Source organism: Gilvirhabdus luticola, assembly GCF_040117515.1.
In the GTDB taxonomy this organism is placed as follows: Bacteria; Bacteroidota; Bacteroidia; order Flavobacteriales; family Flavobacteriaceae; genus Gilvirhabdus; species Gilvirhabdus luticola.
Map to the genome: position 1 here is coordinate 50,783 of NZ_JBEEEN010000002.1, position 19,925 is coordinate 70,707.

Genomic DNA, 19,925 nt, shown 5'->3' on the forward strand with positions numbered 1-19,925 from the left:
TCGTTATTGTAAATATGATTTTAAGAGCCAATAATTTAATGAAGTCCTATAGCGGGCGACAAGTTGTAAAAGATGTGTCGCTAGAAGTCAATCAAGGAGAAATCGTTGGGCTTTTAGGACCAAATGGAGCTGGAAAGACAACATGCTTCTATATGATTGTTGGGCTCATAAAACCAAATGGAGGTACCATTTATCTGGACAATACAGACATCACAAAATTCCCAATGTACAAACGGGCACAAAACGGAATTGGTTATTTAGCCCAAGAAGCTTCGGTGTTTAGAAAATTGAGCATTGAAGATAATATTTTGAGTGTTTTGCAATTAACCAAGTTGAGCAAAAAGGAGCAGCGCGACAAAATGGAATCGTTGATTGAAGAATTTGGTTTGGGACACATAAGAAAAAGTAGAGGCGATTTGCTTTCTGGTGGAGAACGGAGAAGAACAGAAATTGCTCGTGCTTTGGCTACAGACCCAAATTTTATATTACTGGACGAACCTTTTGCTGGTGTAGATCCAGTAGCTGTTGAAGATATTCAGCGTATTGTAGCCCAATTGACCAAAAAGAATATAGGTATTTTAATTACAGACCATAATGTACAGGAAACTTTGGCTATTACGGACAGAACGTATCTGATGTTTGAAGGTGGTATTCTAAAACATGGTGTTCCTGAAGATCTTGCAGATGACGAAATGGTACGTAAAGTATATTTAGGTCAAAACTTTGAGCTTCGTAAAAAGAAGATTAGAGATTAGGAATGAATTTATACAAAATTCATTCGATAATTGAATCTCAAGGAAAGAGGCTAGGACAATTTAATGATTATCCATTTGAGTCCATTAAAAATACAGAAGACCAAAAACCCAATACTCAACCCTATAGCAAAGTCCTTTAAAATACTTGGCAAAAATTCCAAAGCATGATGTAAAAAATCTATATTATGTGCAAAAATACCGCCTGCTACTACAAGTAATGCAAGGGTTCCAACTACTGAAAGGGCTTTTATTATTTTGGGTAAAACTTGAACTAAAAGATTTCCAATAAATTTTAAAAAACCCTTTCCACTGTCTATCTGTATTAAATACAAACCTAAATCATCCATCCTGACAATTAAAGCCACAATTCCATATACACCAATTGTAGCTATGATCGCAACTGTAGAAACTACCAATACTTGAAATAAAATTGATTCGCCAAGAACCGTACCTAATGCAATTATTACAATTTCTACAGACAGGATGAAATCGGTAATAATAGCCGATTTAATTTTCTTCTTTTCTTGTTCTAGAACTTCTTTTGCTGAATGCACTCTAGTTTTTAAACTATGTGGCTTCTTTTTGTGTGGAACAAAGAATTCATAAACTTTTTCAGTACCCTCAAATGCTAGATAAATACCGCCCATAACCAAAATAACCTGTACAGCCCAAGGTAAAAATGCACTCAATAAAAAAGCAATAGGCAAAATAATTAATTTGTTTAAAAAAGAACCTTTAGAAATAGCCCAAAGCACAGGTAATTCTCTCGAAGAGATAAATCCTGATGCTTTTTCGGCATTCACAGCTAAATCATCACCTAAAATCCCCGCTGTTTTTTTAGTTGTGATTTTACTCATGGCTGCGACATCGTCCATAAGTGTGGCAATATCATCTAAAAGTGCAAAAAATCCTGATGCCATTATATTAGAGTTATTTTATATTGATCACTTTACAATGAAGGATTGGTTGAGTAAGGATAATAAAATATATACAAGAATAATGACTGGAATGGCAATAAATTTAAATACCATTAAAAGTAAAAAGCTAACCATTATTAAGACATAGCGGAATGTATTGTTTTTCAAACTCCAGTTTTTAAACTTTAACGCCATTAGTTTTACACTTGAATTCAATAAATAGCAACTTAAAAAGGTAATCCCTATTAAAAACCACTTATTCAATAGTATAGAATCTATCAAACTACTATTGTGAAATTCAATAATTAAGGGCAATGAGATAATAAGCAAGGTATTGGCTGGTGTAGGTAATCCTTTAAAATAATCTTGCTGGTCTTCATCAATATTGAACTTGGCCAACCTGTAGGCGGATGCTAATGTAATGAGTAGTCCCAAAAGAGGTAGTATAGGTAACTTAAATCCAGTCCATTCTGTATAAGAAGACCATTCATTAATAATTTCAGAAGTATTTGTACTTATTGATAACAACTTAAACATTACCAATCCGGGCACTAATCCACTGGTCACCAAATCTGCTAAAGAATCCAACTGAATCCCTAACTCACTTTGCACATTTAGCTTTCTAGCAGCAAAACCATCAAAAAAATCAAAGAAAATACCTAAAAAAACGAATAACGATGCAACAACAAAATTGTTGTTAACGACATAAATAACAGCGATACTGCCACATAGTAAATTTAAAAGCGTTAAAAAATTAGGAATGTGTCTTTTCATAAAGTTAGTTTAGTACAAGTGTAAAAATAGGAAACAATTGGAGACAAAAACAATATCTGCAAGCTTTTCAAGTTAATTAGGAAGAAAATTATATGCATATTTGTAAAAATTTTGCGCTTGAATAAATACATAGTGACGCTTTTTCTGTTGGCATCTTTTACTGTGTCTTCACAAACGGTCAGAAAATATTCTAACGAGTTTATGAACATTGGTGTCGATGCTGCTGCATTGGGTATGAGTAGTGCTGTAACATCACATACTGCAGACGTTAATTCTGGCTATTGGAATCCTGCTGGTTTATTAGCATTAGAAGATAATCAATTAGCCTTAATGCACTCCAGTTATTTTGCAAGTATAGCAAATTATGACTATGCAGCCTTCGCTATGCCATTAGACGGTGACAGTGCAGTTGGGCTTTCTGTTATTCGTTTTGCAGTAGATGATATTTTAAACACCACACAATTAATAGATGAACAGGGCAACATCAATTACGATCGAATCAGCCTGTTTTCTGCCGCAGATTATGGCTTAACATTTTCGTATGCACGGCAATTACCTGTACAAGGATTAAAACTTGGAGTCAATGCGAAAGTCATTCGTCGTATTATTGGGGACTTTGCTTCTTCTTGGGGTTTTGGTTTAGACGCAGGAATACAGTTTGAATCCAACAACAATTGGAAATTCGGAGTCATGGCTAGGGATATTACAACCACGTTTAATGCCTGGAGTATTGACGAAAAAGAGTTTGAAACCATCAAAGATGCCGTTGAAGGGCAAAACCAGGAACTACCTGAAAGTACCGAAATTACGATTCCTAAATTGCAGATTGGAGTGTCCAAAAAATTCTATCATAATTATGATTATTCGTTGTTAGCAGCATTGAATTTAAATGTTCGTTTTGAGGAAAACAATGATATCATTTCTTCGTCGTTTGCAAGTATTAATCCAGCATTTGGTTTTGAATTTGGTTATGTAGATATGGTTTATTTACGTGGTGGTGTTGGTAATTTTCAGAACGAATTGCAAATAGATAATAGTGAGCAAGTAAGCTTTCAACCTAGTTTTGGTTTGGGTTTTAAATACAATGGTATTCAAATAGATTATGCGTTTACAGATATTGGAGATCAAAGCGTGGCGCTGTATTCTAATGTGTTTTCATTAAAGATCGATTTCAGTATCTTTAGATAATTTAATTCTGAATGATGAAAAAACTTTGGCTGCTCTTTCTTTACTTTTTTACCGTAGTAAAGATATGTTCACAAAATCCATTATCACCTGAAGCAAAAGTAAGTGTACTTACCATAGGCCCTGGAACATCACTCAATGATTCTTTTGGGCATTCTGCATTTAGAATACAGGATCAATCAAACGAACTGGATTTAGTTTTTAACTATGGCGTATATGATTTTGATACGCCAAACTTTTATTTAAAATTCGCTCAAGGAAAGCTAAATTATCTATTAGGTGTAAACTATTATGATGATTTTTTAGCCAGTTATATGGCACAAAATAGAACAATAGAAGAGCAGGTTTTAAATCTTACACCTTTTCAAAAACAAGATCTTTTTAATTATCTGTTAACAAATTATGAACCTAAAAACAGAGCTTACCTTTATGACTTTTTTTATGACAACTGTGCTACGCGAATTCGAGATGTAGCTGAAGATGTTTTAAAAGATGAATTGGTTTTCCATACACCTGAAAGTATAGGCGATAAAACATTCAGGCAACTCATTCAAGAAAATTTAAAAAGCAATTCTTGGGGAAGTGTTGGCATAGATATCGCTCTAGGAGCTGTAATTGATAAGAAAGCAAAGCCTGAAGATTTCATGTTTTTACCAGAATTCATTTTCGATTATTTTGATGTAGCAACATTGCAGAATTCCCAAAAATCTCTGGTAAAAGAAACCCATGTTTTGTATGAAAAAGTTGAAAGACCAATTTCCAAAAACTTTTTGTTTAGTCCGTTGATGATTTTCTCTCTGGTATCTATTGTACTTTTATATCTAACCTATTTAGATTTCAAAAAAGGCGAACGTACAATTTGGGTAGATGGTCTAGTTTTTATTATAACTGGTTTAATTGGTGTTTGTATACTTTTATTATGGTTTGCAACAGATCATAGTGCTACAGCAAACAATTATAATGTCCTTTGGGCTTTTCCATTCAACTTGATTGTACTACCTCAACTATTGAAAAAGACTTCAAAAAATTGGGTAAAAAAATACCTGAAGTTTTTACTGATCATGCTCTGTCTTCTCATTTTGCATTGGAGCATTGGTATTCAGGTATTTACAGTTACTTTAATTCCAATTTTAATGGCTTTGGTAATTAGATATCTATTTTTAATTACTTTTTTCAATAACCAATAGCTGCTTACTGCTTACTGAAAATTAAGTTATTGCCCTCTATAAAATAGAATAGTGCTCAAGGTCTTTACAATAACGTTGGCATCCAAAAAGAAACTGCGATGCTTGATATAATACAAATCGTATTGAAGTTTTACAAGACTGGCATCTACCGATGAACCATAGCGTTCATTCACTTGAGCCCATCCCGTTAAACCAGGCTTAATAATATGACGTGTTTCATAAAAAGGAATGATTTGAGATAGTTCTCTCACAAAAAATGGGCGTTCTGGTCTTGGTCCTATCAAACTCATTTCTCCTTTTAAGATATTGACAACTTGAGGAAGTTCATCCAATCTTGAACGTCTTAAAAATTTTCCAAATTTTGTGACTCTACTATCATTTTTTTTAGCCCATACTGCCCCATTTTGTTCAGCATTATCGATCATTGTTCTAAACTTTAAAATATTAAAAACAAGACCATTTTTTCCCACGCGATCTTGTCTATAAAATAGTGGTCCTTTATTACCTAAAGCATTGCCAAATAAAATAAAGGGTACAATACAAACACCAATAATAATGCATAAGATAGAAAAAACAACATCAAAAACGCGTCTGTAAAATAAATACAATTTGTTTTGATTACTTCTGCTAAATGGAAAGTATTTGTAAAAATCCTTTCCCACAAATTGAACTGGTACGCGATAGGTCATGTCTTCATAAACTTGAGTATATTCCTTGATAGGAAATCCCATTTCAAGAAGGCTAATTAAATCGTTATAAATGCTTGCTGTAATAGTTTCAGAGTTGTAAGAAGCAACAACAATTTCAGAAATATGTTCACGCTTTATAATATGATGTATTTCACTAGGATCATATTCTTTTACACCCTTAAATTTTACAGATTCTGGAGAGTTGCTTTCACAATTGATAAAACCAGAAATGACATAATTAGGATCGGCATCTTTAAAGGCTTCAACAATGGCTTCAATATTTGAAGTCTCTCCAATAATAAGTACTTTTTTAAAAAATCTTGGAGAAACAATAAATGTGAGGTAGGCAATTCTCCATAACAAAAGTGCTAAAACGATTGCAAAATAAAAATAGAGGATTTGCAAACGATTGGTAGGTAAAAAAGGAGTGAAAAATGGGGTAAGTAAATATACCAAAACAGTGACAGAACAAGTTAAAATAACATTGGCCACAACCTTTTCCAACTTACTCGATTTTTGAAGATCATAGAGTTCGAAAACTGTTCCAAACACAGAAAGGTAGATCGCCAACACTAGAGCCCAGGTCCAGTTTTCTTGTGAAAAGGTAAAATAGTCAAATTTAAATGTGTTACTGACAAAGTATAAACTACCAAGTACGAAAATAATATCAAAGATTCGCAATAATATCTTTCGTTCAGAAATATTAAAATGTATTCCTTTCTTTTGAGGCATGAGTAATAGCAAATGTAAAGTAAAGATAATAAGTATTATGTATTTATCAACATTATATTATTGCAGAGCTTTAAACCAAAGGTGTTTAATAACATTCCAATCAAACTGTTCAACCTTATGTCTGGCATGAACTCCAAGTAGATGTGCCATTTCAGGTTCTCGCATAATGTGCTTAATAGCATTGACGAAGGCATTCACATTATCTGGCTCAATTAAAATACCGTCATGACCATGATCTATCAAATATGGCATCCCTCCAACATTGGTAGATATCACAACCATACCTAAAGCCATCCCTTCTACAACACTTACAGGCATATTGTCAAAATTGGTCGTATTAATAAAGATATTATAATCTTGAGCCAGTTTTATCCATTCAGGTTTGCTTAATTTTCCTGGAAATTTAACATTCACGTCTAATTGCTTGGCTAACTTTTTCGTTTGCTTTAAAGTACCATCGCTATCAGGTCCTACCATACAGAGACTAGCATCAATCCCATCATCTCGAAGTACCTTAAGTACTCTAACAGCCAATAGCGGATTGTAGATAATTGAAAAAGACCTCACCCAAAAAAGATTGACTTGAGCAAATGAACGTTCTTTAAAGGGATAATGTTCTAATTCAATACTATTTGGTATATAATCAATATTGGTATATCCAAAATCCTCAAAAGCTTGTTTTAAAAATAAAGATGGAGATACATTCTTATAAGCATGATTAAATATGAGTCGACATAAAAAAGGGTTTTCTCGAAGTCGCTTGAGTAAATTTCCGCCATTTAAACTAGGAATATATTTTAGGTTTAAAATCCTGCATAATTGACTTACAAAAAGCGCATAATAAAAATTCAATGTACTATAGGTATCAATAATAACAACATCTACCCGTTGTCTATAACGCAAACAAGCCATAAGCATCTCCAAAAGTCGTAATACCTTATTCAATTGAGACGATGCATAATATAAGGTATAGCCTTCCTTTTCGAGTAATGGTACTAACGTATCAATAGAGGAGACATTGCGCTTTTTACTATGTAATTTGTTTCCTATGTATAGGATGTTTTTCATGTACAACATTTAATAAGGCTAAAGCATATAATAATGCTGGTGCAGCAATCCGCATGCCCGAATGATTAATAGTGGCAAACCAAAAGCATAAAAAGGCATAAAAATAAACATTACGTCTATTTGTGGTACGATATGCCAGTGGTTTAATAATTAATATTAATATTATAATAACACCTAAAAAACCATGTTCAGACAATAACCTCCCAATTTCATTATGGGATGGTAAGTCGTTTCCAGAAATTTCAACACGCGTATCCTTAACGCGGCTGGCGCCAATCCCTAAAAAAGGGCTTCCTAAAAACCCATCAATTTCTTCCATAAAAAGATCCAATCGACCAGTGGAAATGTCTTTCTTTTCTATGCCTTGGGCATTTTTATTTGTATAGCGCTTATCTATCAATCCATGGGTTTGGGTTGAGCTTATAGTCCAGGTTATCAAAATACCTATGCCAAATAAGATAAATATACCTATTAATCGTCCTCTCTGTACATTTGAAGATTTATTAAAAGCAATCCATAAGAAAGCAGCAATCACTATAATAGCTGCAAAAACACCACCACGACTAAAGGTCACAATAGCTCGAAAGGTCATGGCTCCCAAAATAATCAAATTTAGTAATTTTAGTATTAAACTGGGTGATTTTATAAACAATCTTACAGACATTGCAAACATTCCCAATCCGAGCGCAGTCGAAACCTGATTAGGGCCAAAACCACCCGATGAAGCTGCATTGGATGCAGTACCAGACAAGGTGTCTTTAATACTGGGATTATATAAAAATAAATAAACGGTCATGGCAATACAAGGCAACGCCAAATACATTATAACCTTCAAAAGTTGAGATTGTGTGATCTTTCTATCATAACAAAACAAGGCGGCAATGCCTAGGCATACTGGACCACTCAAAACAAAAGCAATATTAGTCCTGAAACGGGCATCAAAGCTTAAAGTAATAGATGCTACAATAACAGCTGGCACCAAAGCAATAAGATAAAAAAAATAAGGATATCCCTTTCCAGATAATCCTTTAAAAAACATGCCCATCATCATAAAGAGAATGACCAAATATTTGGAAGCCTCATAGGCGATTCCTCCTTTGGTCATTCTAAAAAGCACTTCAGCGCCAGCAAAATAGGCACATCCTAATAGGACTTCTTGGGTTTTTTTTGATGGAACAACAAGAATGATACGACCTAAAAAATATACCATGACCACCAAAAAATACAATCTAGACAATGGCTCAAATAAAAAAATAGCAAAGCCTATCACGATATGTAACAATACCAAACCAATATAACGATCGTTTTTATGTAACGCTGCTTTTAATCTCAAGGCGCTTTTAATTTTAAAAGTTCAGACGCAACTCGCTTATTATAGTGGGTAAATGTAAATGATTCTAATAGTTCCCTTTGTTTATTTATTAGAGCCTGATACTCTTTATCAGTTAAATTCATAATAACTTGAATTTGTCTAATTAAATTTACAACTGTAACTGGTTTTAATAAGAATCCATTGATATCATGTTTAATATAATACGAAATACAAGAAATATCTGACACTATCGGAATACATCCAAAATTCATAGCTTCTGAAATAACCTTTGGAAATCCTTCAGATGCTGTGGTGGGCAGTAAAAACACATGACTTTGGCTATAAACTTCAAAAACATCTTTCCGTGACAAGGCGCCATGAAATATAAAATGAACACCAGAATCTTCACTTAGTGTCTTATAATAATTACTGTTTTTTCCTTCACCAACCAAATGAACAATACCAACTTTTAATTTTTTATCGCTGGATAATTGACTAAATGCTTTAATAATGCGCTCAACACCTTTTTCTTTTTCTAATCGGCCTACAAAACAAAAAGAAATAGGCCTGTCAACTTTTTTTTCTTTAACTATCTCTCGTCCTAATGTAATATCTTTTAAAGTCAAACAAGGGTTTTCAAATGATAAACAGTGTTTTGGTTGATTGTCCCAATGACCATTAATAGTAACTTTACGTTTTTGATGTTTTAACAATAATCGTTGTAAACGGTAACCTAAAGGAGCATCTTTCTGATTCCAATTCCCTGCATACTTATACCAACCTTTTTTCTTTACGAAAAATGTTAAATACGGAATTAAGAAAACACCAATCCCCGTTGGAGTGCGCAGTTGAAAACAATCAACTTGATTTAATACCTTCGATACAGTTTTAATGATTCTTGGTGCATGCCATATAATCTTTAATTTTTCAAAAAAAGAATGCCCACCAACTGCTGGAATGGAAACAAAGGTAATGCGATCAGAATTGTAAGCCATCGTACTTAAAGGCGGATTTCCATCATTATGCATGGCAACATGAACTATAGATTCAAAAACGTCTAACAAATGATTAATCTCATTAATTGTTGGACTCCAGCCAACAATAGTCCCATCATGAGTTGTATAATGGTCAGTATGTGATATAATAGCTAACTTCATAGATTCATGGCATGAATATACTGCTTAACAATGAGATTCCAATCGTGTGCTTCTGCCCAGTCTTTGGCTTGTTTCGAGAACTGCACTTTATTATCTAAAATAGTCTTCAATGTATGAATTAAAGCCTGTGAATCATCATACTTAATTAACATTCCTGATGTATTTTGATCTATGGCATCTTCAATACCACAACCAATAGATCCAATTGCTGGAACGCCTAAAGCATTCGCTTCTAGAATAGCAATACCAAAACCCTCGACATCACCAGTTAAAGTTTCATTACTCAACATTATAAACACGTCACTTGTAACTAATAATTGCTGTAGTAAATTATCATCAACCTGACCATGAAATGTGACATGTTCTGACACTTGTAGATCTTTTGCAATTTTTATAAACCTCTTGGATTCAGTCGGAATCCCAACACAATGGTAATGCAAGTCAGGAAATACGTTTAGCAATTCTGGTAGATGTTTTATAACATGTAGTTGACCTTTTCTTTCCGTGATATTTCCAACCGTGATTAATTTGGGGTTTCCTTTTAGAGCGATACATTTCATTTGTTTAGATGACCACTTCCCAAAATCAAATCCATTTGGGATGATGATAATATTATTTAGATTTAAATGGTCTAGTAGCGATTTTGTATAATGAGAAACAGCAATAATTTTTGAAAATCGTTTTATACTTATATCTATAGAAAATTTTAATGGTTTAGATTTATAATTCACTTCGCTACCATGAATAATAGCAATATAATGTCGATTATAAAAAAGCCCACAGAAGGCAACAATCCATAACGAAAACTTACCTGAAGCAATAACAACTTCAGAAGTTTTAATATGCCTGAATAATAATTGAATCCTTCTAAAATACATTCTTAAGCGAATACGTCTTTTATTTACCCGATGTACACTGAAAGGTAAATCTTCATCAAAGCGCTTTTCTACTTCACCATTTCTAGAGCGATTATCAGATATAACTTTTATATTAAAACCATTTTGTTGTAAATATTTAGCAAGGTTAAATGCATGATTCCCAATCCCACCAGGTTGTGGAGGAAATTCAGAAGAAACTATAATAATACGCTTTAAATTCATGATTTTTATAACGATTCAATTAATGGGCCTTGTTTTAATTTAATGCTTGATAATCGCCAAGATTTAACCACTTGTAAAAACACAATAGGCGTCAATAAAAATGAAATAAAAATACCTAGAAGAATCATTCCTTTATGTGTCTTAAATTTATATGGCATGATTGATAAAGGTATAGTACGCCACAATGCTCGCTTTGCAGAGGCATTGCCATAGTATCTTCTAAATAAATACAACACACTAGGAATAGGGCGAGGAGCAAACCATTTGTTTGTACGAAAGGCATCCCAAATTCCCATATCACGTAATCCACCGGAATCAACTTTTAAGTGTAAACGTTTGGCAAATGGATTGGAAACATTCAAATACCCATGTAAATAAGCTCGCAACCCAAATTCACCATCACCCATACGTTGCTTTTCAAATTGCCGGTCAAATAAGCCTATGGTTTTAAACACATCTTTTTTAATAAGGACATTCCCTGTATCGAGTTGATCACTAATTCTAAAAAAAGAATAATGATCTGGAACTTTCGCACCAACCTTTGATATAGAAACACCTGATGATATATCGGCATTAAAAAAATCAAGACATTTCAAATGATTCCGAATCCAATCAGAGTCAATACGACTATCGTCATCAAAAAACAATAGATAATCAGCTTTTGATTTTCGAATTGCGGTATTTCGAGCCAACCATAACGCCTTCTCTTGTTGATGAGTAACTTGAATATCCAGCGCGAAAGAATTGTAAAATTGAACTTGAAAATCATCGGACTGATCAACAACAATAACTTCAAAATGTTTATAATCTTGTTGCTCTAAATCCTGAAATACATCTTTTAAATACAAATAACGATTTAGGGTTGGTATAACAACACTTACTTTAGGTTTTTCATTGAGTAAACCTGATTCAAAATGGCTCCAATCTTCATGTTCTATTGGGGTATTCACATAATTACTACGTTTTGTGTTTCGTGTTTTATACCAAGATTTGAATTCCTTTACAGGGTTTTTAAAACTCAATATTCTAAAAACCAACACATAAAACACCCAAAGAAAATGAAAATATTTTCGTAAAAAGAGATAATTATCTTCAATGGGCAAGCCTTCAATACTAGAATAAGTTTTTGCAGAACCTATATAGCCTTTTTGTAATGCCTGCCATGATAAATCGTATTGTGTAGCCACATTGCTATTAAAATGAGTATCAGATTCTAATTGCTCTATAATATGTTCAGGCAAATCAGCAATAATGGGAAATATAGAGTCGTTATTATTTCTAAATAAAGAAAAATAATGCGTTGGTTGCAAGTATGTTAAAAAATTAAAGAGCATTAACTAATCTTATTTGGGATACAGAATATGTTTAATGGTAATTCTGCATTTGGATGATAAGGGTTCAAATCCATATCAAAAACAAGATAATTACTTTCATTAAAAAATTCTATGATGCGTTCATCTTGATTTGTTTCAATGATAAAAATAGGTTTAAATTTCTTTAGGGTGTGAATACTTCCTTTTAAAATGTCATATTCAATACCGTCAACATCAATTTTAATAAGATCACATCTATGAATATTATTTTCGATACAATAACTGTCTAGAGTTACCACATCTATTTGTGTTTTAACGATGGAAGAGGTTTCTTCCTTTATTAAGTTTGATGTCGTATTATTAATAAAAAGATCAACATTTCCATTTTCAGAACCAACAGCTTTATTTTCAATTTTTATAATCTTTTTTAAGTTATTTATATTGATCGATTTTATAAAAGAATGACAGACATTAATATTTGGTTCAAACGCATATACCTTTCCGTTATTTTGACAAAGTGAAGTTCCCCAGACCAGACTTAAATATCCAAAATTTGCGCCAACATCAATTATAATACAATCATCTTGTTGCTTTTTATAATCATTCATGAGCTTTATAGAATTATTTAACACTTTATTCTCAATACCACTATCAACTGCTTTCGAAACGTCTTTTATAGATGCGAAAAACTTAAAATTTACATCATAATTCACATAAGTTCTAGAAACAAAAGCACTCGCTTCTCGATAAACACCATGCTTTTTTAAAACAATATCTCTAATAAAACGCAACCACGAAATATTACCAATATAGTTTCTAAATTTGTTCGGAATAGTGCCATAGAATTTAATTAATAGCCAACTCATTAATTCTTTATCAAATTATTATGTATAAATTATTTGTTAAAACACCAAACTACGTGCTCTTTAAGTAATCCAAACGTTTCCATTTTAATAGATTCAACTTTTTTCAAATCTAAAACTTTTGTTTTAAATCCAACGCTTTCAAAGCGTTTATAATAATCCAACCCACAACTTCTGCAATGATCATGATGACCATGAATCTTATAATAGTCTTTATAGTTTATACGATTATCTTCATAGGTCAATATACTGCCAATAGGATAAATAGGAACACTTACCAGTAAATAACCTGTAGGTTTTAAAACGCGATAAATTTCTGAAATAGCTTTTATATCGTCTTTTATATGCTCAAAAACATGCCAGGCAATAACAAGATTATAAGTGTTATCAGCAATGTTCATTTGCGTAATATCTTGTTTTATATTTGTATGTTTTCTTTTTTTAATATCCAATCGATCATAGCATAAAAGTGTATCAAAATTACTTTTTACATAGTTGTATTCATTTACATTCGGTGCAATATGCAGAATTTTAAGATTCTTTTTGATTAAGCCAAAATATTGCAAAGAAAAGGGAATCAAGCGTGTTCTTGGTTGAGAGTTACATCTAGGACATTTTTCATTAAAAAAATGTTGCCCATGCCACTTGCAAATAGCACAGTAAACTGTATTTCCAGAATAAAAAAAGGTTCTATAAATATTAGTACTCTTTTTTTGCAGAAGTAAACAATACGTTGTAATATTTTTTATAAAATTCATTGAAATATTGAACCTAAAATTAATCAAGATGTCAATTATAAAACTCTCTAAAGGTTTTTTGTTGTAAATCCAAACTAAATGCCTCAATAACTCTTTTTGTTGCATTTTTTCTGTATTCTCCTTTAACATCTTCAGGCAACAATATAACTTCCTGCAAAGCATTCGCTAATAGTTTTGGATTTCTTTTTGGAACAACCCATCCAGTTTGCCTGTGTATCACATTTTCAGGTAGTGCACCACCATCTGATACAACGCACAAACATCCCATCCCTTGTGCCTCTAAAACAGCATTACAGAAACCTTCTGAGATACTATATTGTATATATATGTCTGAAATTGTAAAATAACCTAATGTATCCTTATGTGTTTTCTTACCAAGAAGCCTAACCTCTTTAGTTAAACCTAATTGGGAAATTGCAAAAACAATGGGCTCATAATCAGGGCCAGAACCAATAATAGTATAATTAAATTTTACTCCTTTCACCTTCAATATAGCCAAAGCTTCTAAAGTATAAATCAATCCTTTTATCCAATGTAATCGCCCTACGGTTAAAAAATTAATGGGTTCTGATAATACCCTATTAACAGGATTAAACTTTAATAAATCAACAGCTGGTCTTATAATGGAATACGAAATCTCATTAGATAAACCTAATAACTTGGCCTTATCCAATAAATAATTAGAAATAGAATGTACTTTATCAACTTGTTTCCAGAGCAACGAATAACAATTAGGATGTTGCAATGCATACACATCAATATCAAAACCCCTTAAACTCACGGCCATTTTAGCATCAATAACTTGAGCAACATGTTCACTTTGTAAGGCCATAGTTGCAAAACCAAAATGTAACCAATCCAACTCTGCAGTTAATATATGTGCATTATTATAAATGTTTTTAAGGATTTGATGCCATGATCTATCCACTTTACGCTCTAATTTAATAAAATTTTGAAGTCTTATTAAAAAAGGTAACAACCTGAAAATAACTTGAAAAATCGCTAATATTTGTAAAAACTTATTCTTTCTGTAAAATCTTGGTGCTTGCACAACATTACACAATTTAAAACTTACATCCTCTTTTTGAACATAGAGCGAGACAACAAAACCATGTTTCTGTAATCCTCTTATTTTAGAAAGGAAAAAGGTTTCAGAATATGTTGGTGTTTTAGATAGTACAATGCCTACTTTCAATATAAGGTATTTAGTTTGTTATTTTTTATTTCACTCGCCAGGAAATTAGAAAATGCTTCTCCAGATGATAATTCCAAATGATGCCCATCGGTATATTTATATTTTTTTCGAAAAGGTATAGCGTTAATATATTCTATTTGATAGAACCGTGATAGTGCCTCCATTTTTACATCAAAATCTGGTAACAATTGTTCTTCTAAATATAACATATCATCATTCACTGGAAGCCTTACAAGATATACATCTCCATGATTCATTAATAACTCTATCGTTTTCTTTAAATAAAACATTCTATTTTGAGAATACCCAGAGTACATATCTAACTTTTTTTTATAAGACTTGATTTTATTAAGGGTTCTCTCTTGATTAGAAATCATATCTGATTCTATAGTAACTTCTAGCCAACCGTTATTATGAGTAAAAAATGTTTGGTAATCCCCTTTTCTTTTTTTATTGGTAATAATATCAATATTAAACCTATCATAAGATTCAACCAAATATTCTATATTAGGATTCAAATTAACGAAATATGTTTTATCAATGAAAGAACCATTCTCCCTAAAATGTAAAGAATCTTCAGAATGAATAGTCTTACTAGAAATTGTCCATGGATTAACACAAATTAAAAACAAGCCATTTTTACTATCTACATCCAATTTTCTCTTTATGCTCTCATAATAGACTTTTCCATAAGGTGTATGAGCTATAGTAAATGCATAATTATAAATATCGTAATCTAATTCTTTATTTTGTATCATTTGAGGGATAATCCCCTGTGCAGCTCTTGAAGAACCAACAATTAAAGAGCTCTGTTTGGATGAAGCAAATTTTAAGTAAAAAGCATCTGTTGTTCCATCTGCTAGAGAAAATATAGCAAAAAAACTTATACTACAAAATCCAAGAAAAAGACTAATTTTCAATAAAAATACTTTCATTATACATTAGAATTGAAAATAGATAAATTCTTGCTCTTTACCACCATATAAGAAAATAATCATCACAATGAAATAGTAAATTCCCCAGCGTAGAGCCTTCGGATAACCTAACCATAGAGTTTCAATGGCGTATAACTGTCGTCGTCCAAACCATTCAATCATTATAAATAATCCTATAAAAATAATTAAAAAAGTAGGTCGAATTTCAGGGATAGACAACAGCGATATATTGGTAATACGATGTACATAATCAAAGGCCATAGTTATATTGTCAGCTCTAAAAAAGATCCATCCCAAAGTTGTAAGTAAAAATGTCAACAACATCATCATTCCTTCTTTAACAGTAGGTAATACACCATGTTCTGCAGCGATATTGGTATGTATACGGTTTTTTCCAAATAACAATAAAGGCAAAAAATAAAACGCATTTAAAGCTCCCCAAACAATAAAGGTCCAATTGGCGCCATGCCAAAAGCCACTTACTAAAAAAATGACAAATACATTACGTATTTGATTTAATCTGGTGCCTCTCGAACCTCCTAAAGGAATATAGACATAATCACGAAACCAAGTAGACAGTGATATATGCCAACGTCTCCAAAATTCAGCGATATCTCTTGAAAAATAAGGAAAGGCGAAATTCTGTTTTAATTTAAATCCAAATAACCGTGCTGTTCCGATCGCAATATCACTATAGCCTGAAAAATCACCATAAATTTGAAACGCAAAAAACACAGCGCCTAATAATAAAGTGCTTCCTGAATAATCAGAATAACCGTCAAAAATAGTATTTACAAAAAAAGCACAATTATCAGCAATGACAATTTTTTTAAACAAACCCCATAAAATTTGCCGTAAGCCATCTACTGCTTGGCTATAAACAAATTGTCTCTTTTTATAAAATTGAGGTAACAAATTCGTAGCACGTTCAATAGGACCTGCAACCAACTGCGGAAAGAAACTGACAAAAGCAGCAAAAGCAATAAAGTCTTTAGTAGGTTGAAGCCTTTGTCTATAGACATCAATGGTATAACTCAAAGTTTGGAACGTATAAAAACTAATGCCTACTGGTAAAATAATATTTAAACTGTTTGGCTGGACCTCTGTTCCAAAAAAAGAAAAAGCTTGAGTAAAATTATCAATAAAGAAATTATAATATTTGAAGAAGCCTAATAATCCAATATTAACAAGAATACTTAACCAAAGTAAACCTTTTCTTTTAGATTGTTGGTTAGTTTTTTGCAACATCAGACCAACACTATAGTCTACAATAGTACTGAACAGAATCAATGCTAAAAAGCGATAATCCCACCACCCATAAAACACATAACTGGATGCAACAATAAGTAAATTCTGAAGTTTTAAATGCTTTCTGGTTGCAAACCAATAAAGTGCAAAAACGATAGGTAAAAATATAGCAAAATCAATCGAATTAAATAGCATGGTTAAATTCTTTAGGGTTTCTCAACTAATATTTTCTTATATAAAATCTCGTGTTCATTAATAAATGTCTTTATTGACAATTCCTTTTCAACATAGGCACGCATAGATTGTGCAAGAGCTTTTCTTTCAATAAATGACATTTGTTTTATTTGTTTTATTTTATCAGCCAAACCCGTTACATCACTCGCCTGAAACAAGCATTCAGGAAACGCTTTCAATACCTCTTTAATTCCAGAAACATTCGATCCTAAAACTATACGCTCAACAGCCATCGCTTCCATAGGTGCTACCGGCAAACCTTCTCTGCGTCCCTCATCCTTTGTAGGGATAACAAACACATCGGCTAAAGCTAGATAAGGTCTTACATCAAGCTGTTTACCAAAAAACATAATATTGCTATGATGATCATATTGTTCCTTTAAAGCAATTCCGTACTCATTATTATTATCGCCTACAACAAGAACTTTAATAGTAGCTTCATTTATTTTTAAAATAGCCTGCAATAATATTTCAATACCTTTTACTGGCACCAGATTAGCTACAGATAAAATGACAAAATCGTCCTTTTCAAATGACAAGCCTTCTGGTGACGTATAACTTTTACTTAAGGGTTTAAAATAATCAGTATCTACCACAAGAGGTATCTGCACTACTTTGTCATGCATGTTTGAAAAGTATTTATCTATCATCTCCTCATTGACAGCAACAATTTTAGTACTTAATTTAGAACGCCATCGCCAAGCCTTATTTCCCCAACCCATCGCTTTTTTAGTATAGACAAAAGGTATTCCTGCTAGTTTTGCAGCCAAAGGTTCCGAAAAATCAGAGCTCCAGTGCCAAGAATGTATAATATCCGCATTTAAAGATCTAAAAAACAGTGAGATTTTTAATACCCGTTGTGGAAAAGTTATGAGTGGATAATATGGCGTCGTAAATGGAAAAAGATGAGTTTTTACATTCAAGGTTTCAATTTTTGTAAAAAATTCACCCCGATTATGAAAACAACAAATTTCTGGGTCAAACAAGGCCTTGTTCAATCCCTTTACCATGTCATAAACAGAATTTCCGCTACCTGCGGTATCGAAATTAGGAATAGTAAATAAGATTTTTATTCGTTTAGACATATCTCGATGCTTGGTTAAATTTGGCCAGTACTAATAACATATTCATTGCATGCGCATTATTAATCGAGTCAATCCTAAAAAATTGTTCGGTGTATTTATTTATTAATTGTTTAGAAATCCATTGGTCTAAATGGCTCTGTTCAAGAGCATTTTTTAATTGATTTTCATTATCCCTACCCAAAAATTGCAACTCCCAATTGCGCTGAATATAAGGCATTCCCAATAACAATTTTAGTGTTTGCTGTAACCTATTAGATATTCTAAACGGTAAGTTAAAAGGCGATTTGTTAAATTGATAATTATTCAAATTAAATGGGTGATGGTCTTGCCATTCAATCTTTGCAATCTCTGGTGAACGTCGCTTTATATACCCTATTTGTAATAATCTATTTTTAAGATAAGCTTCTGGAATCGTACATATAAACTGACTCATGCGATTATCGTAATAAGGCAAAGAAATAGGATGTTTAGACTCGAATATGGCTAGATTAATTGACGTCCAACGAGGTGCCCAATACATTGATTTGAAAGCGCGAATTCTGGCATTAGGAGAATGTGGAATATCTATTCTCTTCATGAGACTATAAATACGATTATAAAAATAGTCATAAAAATCTCCTTTGAGTTCCCAAGATCGCCAAAGATGTTTACCAAAATCAAGACCTCCTTTTTTAAGGAGCTTTTTAATTAATATGTTCACTTGTTCATCTAAAGAAATGTTCTCACCTACTTTCATATCATCAAATAGTACATCGCCCCAATGTCCAAGAGAAAACATGTCGCCCATACTATTCATTTTATTATATATAGCCATTTGACGTGGTGAAGTGAAATCAGAGTAACCCTTATTTATTTGATATAATTCATCCAGGACTTGCCACAAATAACCTTTTTGTATTGAATAAGAATCATATTTAAAACCACAAGTTTGTGCAATTTGCTTGGCAATTTTTGTTTCTTGATAGCCATGTTCAAATTCATAACTATAAGAATAAACATCAGCTTTAATCTGCTTTAAAGCAACGGCTTGTGTCCTACTATCCAACCCGCCAGAAAGTGGTAAAATTACTTTTTTATTTTGTGTTTGCTCGAGTATTATAGTTTCAAATAATTCTGAAAACTCTTCTAAAGCTTGACTAAAGGAGATATCTCTTGGTGAGTAATGCCAATGAAACCAAGGTTTAGATTTTAAGAGTATATTAGAGGTATCAAGCACATGATCGGTTGCAGCTCGTAAAACAATGTCATCTTTCCAATAGGTATCCTGATCTAAAAAAAAACCTATAGCTGCAAAAACGCAAATTGCTTCTAAATGCAATTCATGAGGTGCATTTACTTTAGCAAAAACTTGTTTACTTGGTATAATTGGCGTGGTTAATTTAATCATGTTATTTGGCATACTAATATACTAAATCAAT

Annotated in this window: 18 protein-coding genes; 3 read left to right on the top strand and 15 right to left on the bottom strand. The window is 32.4% G+C overall.

Annotated elements, in window-relative coordinates; translation table 11 throughout:
* Positions 1-14 precede the first annotated feature (14 nt).
* Positions 15-755 carry an LPS export ABC transporter ATP-binding protein gene (lptB, locus tag AAFP94_RS04710; protein WP_316661330.1) on the top strand — a complete coding sequence of 247 codons (741 nt, stop codon included), beginning with the start codon at positions 15-17 and terminating at the stop codon, positions 753-755.
* Between the two features lie 50 nt (positions 756-805).
* On the opposite strand, the gene AAFP94_RS04715 is transcribed toward lptB, so the two are convergent.
* Together AAFP94_RS04715 and AAFP94_RS04720 are read right to left on the bottom strand one after the other, a co-directional pair.
* Positions 806-1,675 (bottom strand): DUF808 domain-containing protein, encoded by an 870-nt coding sequence (locus AAFP94_RS04715; RefSeq protein ID WP_316661331.1) that lies wholly within the window; start codon positions 1,673-1,675, stop codon positions 806-808.
* 24 nt (positions 1,676-1,699) lie between these two features.
* Positions 1,700-2,446 (bottom strand): CDP-alcohol phosphatidyltransferase family protein, encoded by a 747-nt coding sequence (locus AAFP94_RS04720; RefSeq protein WP_316661332.1) that lies wholly within the window; start codon positions 2,444-2,446, stop codon positions 1,700-1,702.
* Between the two features lie 117 nt (positions 2,447-2,563).
* Here AAFP94_RS04720 and AAFP94_RS04725 point away from each other — a divergent pair, with 117 nt between their 5' ends.
* Both AAFP94_RS04725 and AAFP94_RS04730 read left to right on the top strand, forming a co-directional pair.
* On the top strand, positions 2,564-3,634 hold the full coding sequence (locus AAFP94_RS04725) for a putative type IX sorting system protein PorV2 (protein WP_409628156.1): 1,071 nt from the start codon (positions 2,564-2,566) through the stop codon (positions 3,632-3,634).
* Positions 3,635-3,645: 11 nt separating this feature from the next.
* Positions 3,646-4,818 carry a lipoprotein N-acyltransferase Lnb domain-containing protein gene (locus AAFP94_RS04730; protein ID WP_409628158.1) on the top strand — a complete coding sequence of 391 codons (1,173 nt, stop codon included), beginning with the start codon at positions 3,646-3,648 and terminating at the stop codon, positions 4,816-4,818.
* Positions 4,819-4,844: 26 nt separating this feature from the next.
* Here the strand turns inward: AAFP94_RS04730 and AAFP94_RS04735 are convergent, their stop codons facing one another.
* From AAFP94_RS04735 to AAFP94_RS04795, 13 genes are all read right to left on the bottom strand, one after another.
* On the bottom strand, positions 4,845-6,239 hold the full coding sequence (locus tag AAFP94_RS04735) for a sugar transferase (RefSeq protein ID WP_316661334.1): 1,395 nt from the start codon (positions 6,237-6,239) through the stop codon (positions 4,845-4,847).
* Between the two features lie 57 nt (positions 6,240-6,296).
* Positions 6,297-7,307 carry a glycosyltransferase family 4 protein gene (locus AAFP94_RS04740; protein WP_316661335.1) on the bottom strand — a complete coding sequence of 337 codons (1,011 nt, stop codon included), beginning with the start codon at positions 7,305-7,307 and terminating at the stop codon, positions 6,297-6,299.
* On the bottom strand, positions 7,270-8,640 hold the full coding sequence (locus AAFP94_RS04745; protein WP_316661336.1) for an O-antigen ligase family protein: 1,371 nt from the start codon (positions 8,638-8,640) through the stop codon (positions 7,270-7,272). Before AAFP94_RS04745 ends, AAFP94_RS04740 begins: the two co-directional genes overlap by 38 nt.
* Complete coding sequence (locus tag AAFP94_RS04750) at positions 8,637-9,776, bottom strand: glycosyltransferase (RefSeq protein WP_316661337.1); 1,140 nt, start codon at positions 9,774-9,776, stop codon at positions 8,637-8,639. The genes AAFP94_RS04745 and AAFP94_RS04750 overlap by 4 nt, the downstream gene beginning before the upstream one ends.
* A complete protein-coding gene (locus AAFP94_RS04755; RefSeq protein WP_316661338.1) occupies positions 9,773-10,876 on the bottom strand; it encodes a glycosyltransferase family 4 protein in 1,104 nt (367 codons plus the stop codon). Before AAFP94_RS04755 ends, AAFP94_RS04750 begins: the two co-directional genes overlap by 4 nt.
* 5 nt (positions 10,877-10,881) lie before the next feature.
* The gene (locus AAFP94_RS04760; protein WP_316661339.1) at positions 10,882-12,210 is read right to left on the bottom strand and encodes a glycosyltransferase family 2 protein; all 1,329 of its coding nucleotides are present in this window, start codon (positions 12,208-12,210) and stop codon (positions 10,882-10,884) included.
* Positions 12,210-13,055: an FkbM family methyltransferase gene (locus AAFP94_RS04765; RefSeq protein ID WP_316661340.1), complete on the bottom strand. Its 846-nt coding sequence runs from the start codon at positions 13,053-13,055 to the stop codon at positions 12,210-12,212. The genes AAFP94_RS04760 and AAFP94_RS04765 overlap by 1 nt, the downstream gene beginning before the upstream one ends.
* 29 nt (positions 13,056-13,084) lie before the next feature.
* On the bottom strand, positions 13,085-13,633 hold the full coding sequence (locus AAFP94_RS04770) for a class I SAM-dependent methyltransferase (protein ID WP_316661341.1): 549 nt from the start codon (positions 13,631-13,633) through the stop codon (positions 13,085-13,087).
* A 208-nt stretch (positions 13,634-13,841) separates the two neighbouring features.
* A complete protein-coding gene (locus tag AAFP94_RS04775) occupies positions 13,842-15,005 on the bottom strand; it encodes a glycosyltransferase family 4 protein (RefSeq protein WP_316661342.1) in 1,164 nt (387 codons plus the stop codon).
* Entirely contained in the window at positions 15,002-15,925 is a 924-nt protein-coding gene (locus tag AAFP94_RS04780) for a hypothetical protein (protein ID WP_409628162.1), read from the bottom strand. The genes AAFP94_RS04775 and AAFP94_RS04780 overlap by 4 nt, the downstream gene beginning before the upstream one ends.
* Before the next feature lie 21 nt (positions 15,926-15,946).
* Positions 15,947-17,383, bottom strand: coding sequence for an MBOAT family O-acyltransferase (locus AAFP94_RS04785; RefSeq protein WP_316661344.1), 1,437 nt, complete (start codon positions 17,381-17,383; stop codon positions 15,947-15,949).
* Positions 17,384-17,394: 11 nt separating this feature from the next.
* The gene (locus tag AAFP94_RS04790; protein ID WP_316661345.1) at positions 17,395-18,507 is read right to left on the bottom strand and encodes a glycosyltransferase; all 1,113 of its coding nucleotides are present in this window, start codon (positions 18,505-18,507) and stop codon (positions 17,395-17,397) included.
* Positions 18,500-19,894, bottom strand: coding sequence for an asparagine synthase-related protein (locus AAFP94_RS04795; RefSeq protein WP_316661346.1), 1,395 nt, complete (start codon positions 19,892-19,894; stop codon positions 18,500-18,502). The genes AAFP94_RS04790 and AAFP94_RS04795 overlap by 8 nt, the downstream gene beginning before the upstream one ends.
* Positions 19,895-19,925: the final 31 nt, after the last annotated feature.

Coding starts and splice junctions, on each gene's coding strand:
- lptB (WP_316661330.1), top strand. CDS start 15: ATGATTTTAAGAGCCAATAATTTAATGAAGTCCTATAGCGGGCGACAA.
- AAFP94_RS04715 (WP_316661331.1), bottom strand. CDS start 1,675: ATGGCATCAGGATTTTTTGCACTTTTAGATGATATTGCCACACTTATG.
- AAFP94_RS04720 (WP_316661332.1), bottom strand. CDS start 2,446: ATGAAAAGACACATTCCTAATTTTTTAACGCTTTTAAATTTACTATGT.
- AAFP94_RS04730 (WP_409628158.1), top strand. CDS start 3,646: ATGATGAAAAAACTTTGGCTGCTCTTTCTTTACTTTTTTACCGTAGTA.
- AAFP94_RS04735 (WP_316661334.1), bottom strand. CDS start 6,239: ATGCCTCAAAAGAAAGGAATACATTTTAATATTTCTGAACGAAAGATA.
- AAFP94_RS04740 (WP_316661335.1), bottom strand. CDS start 7,307: ATGAAAAACATCCTATACATAGGAAACAAATTACATAGTAAAAAGCGC.
- AAFP94_RS04750 (WP_316661337.1), bottom strand. CDS start 9,776: ATGAAGTTAGCTATTATATCACATACTGACCATTATACAACTCATGAT.
- AAFP94_RS04755 (WP_316661338.1), bottom strand. CDS start 10,876: ATGAATTTAAAGCGTATTATTATAGTTTCTTCTGAATTTCCTCCACAA.
- AAFP94_RS04760 (WP_316661339.1), bottom strand. CDS start 12,210: ATGCTCTTTAATTTTTTAACATACTTGCAACCAACGCATTATTTTTCT.
- AAFP94_RS04765 (WP_316661340.1), bottom strand. CDS start 13,055: ATGAGTTGGCTATTAATTAAATTCTATGGCACTATTCCGAACAAATTT.
- AAFP94_RS04785 (WP_316661344.1), bottom strand. CDS start 17,383: ATGCTATTTAATTCGATTGATTTTGCTATATTTTTACCTATCGTTTTT.
- AAFP94_RS04790 (WP_316661345.1), bottom strand. CDS start 18,507: ATGTCTAAACGAATAAAAATCTTATTTACTATTCCTAATTTCGATACC.
- AAFP94_RS04795 (WP_316661346.1), bottom strand. CDS start 19,894: ATGATTAAATTAACCACGCCAATTATACCAAGTAAACAAGTTTTTGCT.